The 6,231-nt window shown below is 34.8% G+C and carries 4 protein-coding genes; all 4 read right to left on the reverse strand.

Translation table 11 applies throughout. The features are described from left to right. Nucleotides 1–72: 72 nt before the first annotated feature. On the reverse strand, nucleotides 73–1,512 hold the full coding sequence (gene mltG, locus AB5754_RS04240) for an endolytic transglycosylase MltG (RefSeq protein ID WP_368252381.1): 1,440 nt from the start codon (nucleotides 1,510–1,512) through the stop codon (nucleotides 73–75). A gap of 179 nt (nucleotides 1,513–1,691) precedes the next feature. Further along, nucleotides 1,692–4,256: a hypothetical protein gene (locus AB5754_RS04245; protein ID WP_368259476.1), complete on the reverse strand. Its 2,565-nt coding sequence runs from the start codon at nucleotides 4,254–4,256 to the stop codon at nucleotides 1,692–1,694. A gap of 14 nt (nucleotides 4,257–4,270) precedes the next feature. Continuing rightward, entirely contained in the window at nucleotides 4,271–5,245 is a 975-nt protein-coding gene (locus AB5754_RS04250; protein WP_368259477.1) for a glycosyltransferase family 2 protein, read from the reverse strand. A 93-nt stretch (nucleotides 5,246–5,338) separates the two neighbouring features. Continuing rightward, nucleotides 5,339–6,231 (reverse strand): glycosyltransferase (locus tag AB5754_RS04255; protein WP_368259478.1); only part of this gene is annotated, 893 nt, incomplete at its 5' end.

Consider the following 6,231-nt stretch of genomic DNA (forward strand, 5'->3'; position numbering starts at 1 on the left):
CATTACTTTTAGGATAATATCCAAAAGAGTACCACGCTTTATCAAAAATGTAAATCCCTTTCAAACTTTTAATTAGTCGTTATTTACATGTTCTTCTACTAGTGCATTGTGCTCTTCTAAGGTTGATGCGTAGTAAACTTGTCCGGTGTCAATATCGGCAACAAAGTAATAGTAATCATTACTTTGTGGATCCAAGACTGCTTTGATGGATTGTTCACTTGGATTGTCAAATGGTCCTGGTCCGTAACCCTTATTGGCATATAAGTTATAAGGTGAATCTACTTCTAAATCTTCGTAAGTTACCAACTCTTTGTGAACACCTAGCGCATATAGAATCGAAATATCAGACTGAATCGGCATATCTACTGCCAAGCGATTAAAGAAGACTTGCGCGATTTTACGTCGATCATTTTCATTATTTCCTTCTTTTTCCACTAAGGAAGCCAAAGTCAAGACTTGTTGTACTGTTAAGCCTTTGTCGGTAATCGTTTGATAATAAGGTGCCATAACCGAATTGGTCTTATCTACCATAGCTGTGACAAATGCCTTCAAATCCGTTCCTTGGTAGTAATCATAAGTTGCTGGGAACAGATACCCCTCTAAACGATACCGCACACCTTCTGCCGCTGCTGCAGAATCCAAAAGTTGTGGATACTCTTTATGCAATTCTTCAAAGAAAGTCTCATCTTCCATCAAGGCTAAGAATTCTTCTTTTTTGATTTTCAAATTTTTCTCAATCGCATCCCCAATTTGATCCACATCATAGCCTTCCGGAATCGCCACTTTCACGTCTGCTGCGCCACCATTGCCGTTAACTAGTGCATCACTGATCTCATCTAAGCTCATATTCGGTGACAAGCTGTACTTGCCTGCTTGGAAGCCAGTCAAGTTATTGAATTTCGTATAGTAATTAAAGACCATCCCACTTTTAATCACATTGTCTTCTTCCAAAATTTCACCGATTGCTTTATTGGAAGAACCTTGAGGAATCTCTACAGTAATCTTTTTCGAATTATCTGCATCAAGTGGTTTCAATCCGCTGGAAATATAACTATAAATTGAGAAACCAAGAATCGAACCGATAATCAAAAGCGCAATTACCACAATGGTGACAATTTTACTTACCACCCGATTTTCTTGCTCTCGATTGGATTTTCGGCGGTTTTCTTCTAGCTCTTTTTGCGACAAATTTTTATTTTGATTACTATTTTGACTAGTTTTTTTAGTGGTAGCCTTTGTTGCAGCTGGTTTCGTCGTCTTATTTGGTTTCACCGTTTTTTCTGACTTCGTTGTTTTAGTCGTTACAGGTTTTCTGACTGTTTGCTTAGTCTGGGGTTCACTAGTACTTCGCCGGGATCCCACTGATTTAGTCGTTTCTTTTTTAGTTGCTTCTTTTGACTTCGGTTTTGCCTTAGAATCTGTTGACTCCACCGGTTTTTCATTACGATTAATTTTATAAGCGCGCATTACTTTATCGCGAATGTCGCCTTCGTCTGGATGTTGTTTAGACAAAACAACTCCTCCTAACTTCGTGTATTAACTTGTACCATTATACACGAAAGTCAGAAGGAGGAAAAGAAACAATTGACTATGGCAATTAAATGCTAAGAAATTAGCAAATAAGCGACAAAACAAGAAGATCAGCTTAGGTAATAAGCTGTTCTTTAGATTGAAATTCATAAATAAATATTTTAGGGATTCAAAATATTAGTGTAATTAAGTAACGTATAAATCATATCCCCATAAATAACTGAAAAAATCATAAAAATGCTTAAGTAAAGAGAGAAATTAAACTCACTTTTACCTTCTATCTGTTCTTCACCCTTTACGGGAACACTACCAATCTTATTTAAAGTCAGGACAGTCGCCAGTGCCAACACGACATTGATACACATATAGTATCTACTTTGATAGGAACCCAAATATCCATCTATAAAGAAACGAGTATAAGCATTTTTAAATTGGATGAGAAAGGTGATAAAGATTCCAATGAACATGCAGTTATACACTCTAACTTTTTCTGATAAACGTTTCCGAAAACTGAATAAGGAAATTGGCACTATTAACATCAGCATCATGCCAATCCGCGAAAATGCATACCAATGATCAGGTTTTGCAGCAGTAACTCCAGAGTGAGAAGAAAATGTCGTCCAAGTATTAAAAAATCGGGAAAAATAAAATTCTACATATTCCCACAAGGACTTAATACTTCTTTCAGCATAATTAACATAAAAACCTGATTGATAAAATTGCGCAGGATTTAACTCCGAGTATAACGGCTGAAAAGAACCAGTTTCTTTGAAAAGTGCGAGAAAATAGAATAACGCACAAAAATAAATCGGCATTGAAGCGAGAAATTTCAAATTGAAAATTGCTTTTAGATTTTTTTCCTTAACAATTGTTACTATCAACACTAAAATAGCTGCAATTATTATTATTAACCCCGAAGTAACCTTCGTCAGTACCGAAGCAGTTATTCCTAGGGCAATTAAAAAATACGTAAGATAATTGCGCTTGTTTTCAGAAAAACGTAGCAATCCTAAAAGAGCAATTGCAATCGTTAAAAAAGACAACGTATCATTAGTTATTCCTGAAAATCCAAACAACAATGTTGGAGGACCAGTCAATAAAGTGGCAAAAAGCACATGATAAATAGGTTCCGTTTTTATTCTTGTGAACCCAATATAGAAACACAAAATTAAGCCAGTCAGGCCTATTAAAATACTGAGCCTGTGCATCCTGGTATAATTTAATTTCATTCCATCATCTTTTTTTTCAACCCCACCAGCTAAAGCCAAGATTTTATAATACAGCGGTGGATGACCTAAATAATTTGTTGGACTAGCATCTCTTGTAACTAAATAACCAGATTCAGTCTTTGAGCCAACCTTCATTTTAGCAAAGTCAGGTACTATTTTTTCTGGATTCTCAGCAAGGTAACTGACATAAGAAATATGTGCCGTTTCATCTGGCGTCCTTCCTACATAAGTAGAATAAAAATCAATGCGCCAGACCGAGAAAAGTAGAAAAACAGCGTAAATTATTACTGAAAAAACTATACTTGCTTTATAATTTTTGGCTACTAATAAAGCCAAGATAATCAATAGTGAGATTCCAAACAAAATGACATAAACAATTTTTTTCCCATTGTACGGTTGCACATTCAGTTGAAATTCCAGTGCTTGATTTCCTTCAGGTGTGATTGATGAGGATTTACTATTTTTCTCGATGCCAAAAACATTCCATCCCGAATTAGTAGTAAACGGAACAATCTTTATTCGATAAGTATTCCCTACTTTTAATTTTTGCGATTCCAGCGAAAAATCGTACTTTGATTCTATAATGTCAGTTTTCTCAATCTTATCACTGACTATCAATTCGTCACCGTGATATAAATATATAGCACCTAAATGATTTTCATCGGTATCTGAAGCTAGGTGAGACATTGGAATGGTAATGGATCTAACATTCTCCGCCGTTAAAGTGAAGTTTTGTTCAATTCCTTTTTCTGGCAATTCAATTGGGATAGCCTCAGTTTGTGAATACAAATCTTCCGTTTTAGGAATTGTTTTAGCGTAATCGGTACTTTGTAAGTGAAAAACAAAAAGGAGTACAAAAAAAGAGACTGCGATTAAGAATGCAAAATCTGCTTGCTTAACCTTTCTTAAGACCGATAAGCGTAGCATGACCAATAGATAAATTATTAAAAGCACAATGTACAAATATTTTTTTGACTCTGTGTTACTGTGGATTTTAGCATTGATTTTGTTTAGAGCATCAGATGAAAAACTAATGCTTAACCTATCTCCTTTATTGGTTAATTCAACCGTATCTCCCTCTACCATGGAAGAAAGTTTATCAGATGAATAATTGGCTACCACAAAATCATCATCACTTACAATAGTCAGCTGCTCAAGTTTTACATTGCTAATTGAATTAGGCACACTCAATGATAGTGAATTCGCATCATAGTACTGAGGTTCAATAGTAAATCTAGCTTGTTCCCCGATAATACGAACCTCTTGTTTTCCATCATCTTCTATATACGAATTTTGAACAGGAAACTCAAGTGTGGCAGGCTTATTCTCAATTTCGTCATTAGAAAATGAAAATATATATTGAATGTTCACAGGTGTAGCTTGATATAGCCTTACACCCAGCAAAGAAACTAAAAAAAATGCCGTTACAAAAAGAAAAGGTACATAAGAACCTTTTCTTTTTTTTATTTTATTAGAATGTTTTATCGACCGGGTCATAATAAGTACCTTCCCTATTTGTCATTTTCTTTCTTTATTTCACCTAAATCATGATCATAATCCATCTTACGCACACGATATTGGATATCTTCCAAAAGCTTCCGATTTGCTGCAATCATATCCCCTTGAAGACCAATTACAAAAGTTTGGAAACCAATCATCATCAATGTACTAGATAAAATCAATGATTGAATATGGCCATTTCCGGTACCTTGAGCAAAGAAGAATAAGAACCTAATTCCAATTAAAGCACCCACTAAAAAAATGACTCCACCCAACACTGAGAAAAAACGTAATGGCTTATACATCATAAATGCTCTCAAGATAGTTAACATGGATTTTTTTACATAACCAAACATGCTAGAAAATAAACGAGATGGTCGCAATTCACCATTAGTTCTAATTGGAACTGATGTTTGTGCAATTTTATTTCGACCGGCTTGCACAATTGTTTCCAAAGTATAGGTATACTCATTTGCTACATTCATTTGCATAGCCGCTTCTCGACTATAGGCTCTGAAACCACTTGGTGCGTCAGGGATATCTGATTTAGAAGCCTTCTGAACAACCCAACTCCCTAGTCTTTGCAACTTCTTTTTTAAAGGTGAAAAATGCTCCGTAGTCATTATAGGACGTTCCCCAATAACAATATCCGTTTTTCCATCTAAAATAGGACGAACTAATTTTTCTATATCTGCACCAACATACTGATTGTCTGCATCAGTATTCACGATGATATCTGCACCATTTCTCAAGCATGCATCTAAACCAGCCATAAACCCCTTAGCTAATCCTTTATTACGCTTGAAATTTACAACATAGTTGACACCCCAGTTTTTTGCTACTTCTACTGTATTATCCTGACTCCCATCATTGATAATCAAGATTTCAATTTCATCAATACCATCAATCTTTTTAGGTAAATCGTTTAAAGCAATTTCTAAAGTTTCTGACTCGTTATAACAAGGTATCTGGATAATTAATTTCACACTATTTCTTCCTCTCAAAATAATTCAACAACACATGATACCATTCATTTTTTTTGATTTCAACAAAATCCCAATATCATTCAAGTTAGCTACTCAAGTTAAAAATTCCATAGCAATTTCGTTAATTAAAGTGGCTAAAGCACGAGGGTTCCCTCGCTCCACATAATAGATATCTTCTGAAGATTGATATAATTCATGATTTGCATCTGAATCTCCTAAGATTACTTTCTTATTCATTGCTAAATAAATGTACGTTTTACCAGCAATTGTGCGATTTGCTTTTCCAACAGTACTACTAAAGTGTCCTGCTAGTGTAAGATCAGCTTGATTGATATATTCTGCTAACTCTTGCTGGCTTACCCAAGAAATAAAAGTAGTATTAGGGAAGTCCAATGGATTGATTTGAAATTTTTTCTCAATTGGTCCAATCAAAGTAAAATGAATCTGTTCTTCGCTACGCAACAGCTTAATCGCATCAAGAACGATGTCAATCCCTTGCACAGGTAAAATACTTCCAAAATAAACAACTTCAAAACGTGAATTTTTCTTTCTAGGATGTGGATGATAAATGGAAACATCTGCACTGATATAGTAAACAGATATTTTGTCCAAGGAAATCATAAATTCCTCCGCAAAATATTTTCCATGAGCGATAGTATCTACAATAATATAATCCGCCCGTTGAATCGTTTTTTTATCCCAACCATGGATTACTTTAGCAATAAAACTCTCTTTTTTTATTTTTTTCCGATCATCCACCAAAGTATCATAAAACGAAATGAAAAAATCAAAGATAACTGTCTTTTTCTTTGAAACAAATGGAAATAAAGGAAAGATAAGTTGTGGTGCAAAGCCTAGGAAAAGAATATCATAATCTTTTTTAATCAATTTTGGTAGTAAGTGAAGATAAACATATGCTAAGCGAACTAAGTAATTACTGGACTGATGACAAACAGACTCGAAATCGCTAGCATGTTCCTTAAGCC

Source organism: Enterococcus sp. 2201sp1_2201st1_C11_2201SCRN_220225 (genome assembly GCF_040925905.1).
GTDB classification, from domain to species: domain Bacteria; phylum Bacillota; class Bacilli; order Lactobacillales; family Enterococcaceae; genus Enterococcus_C; species Enterococcus_C asini_A.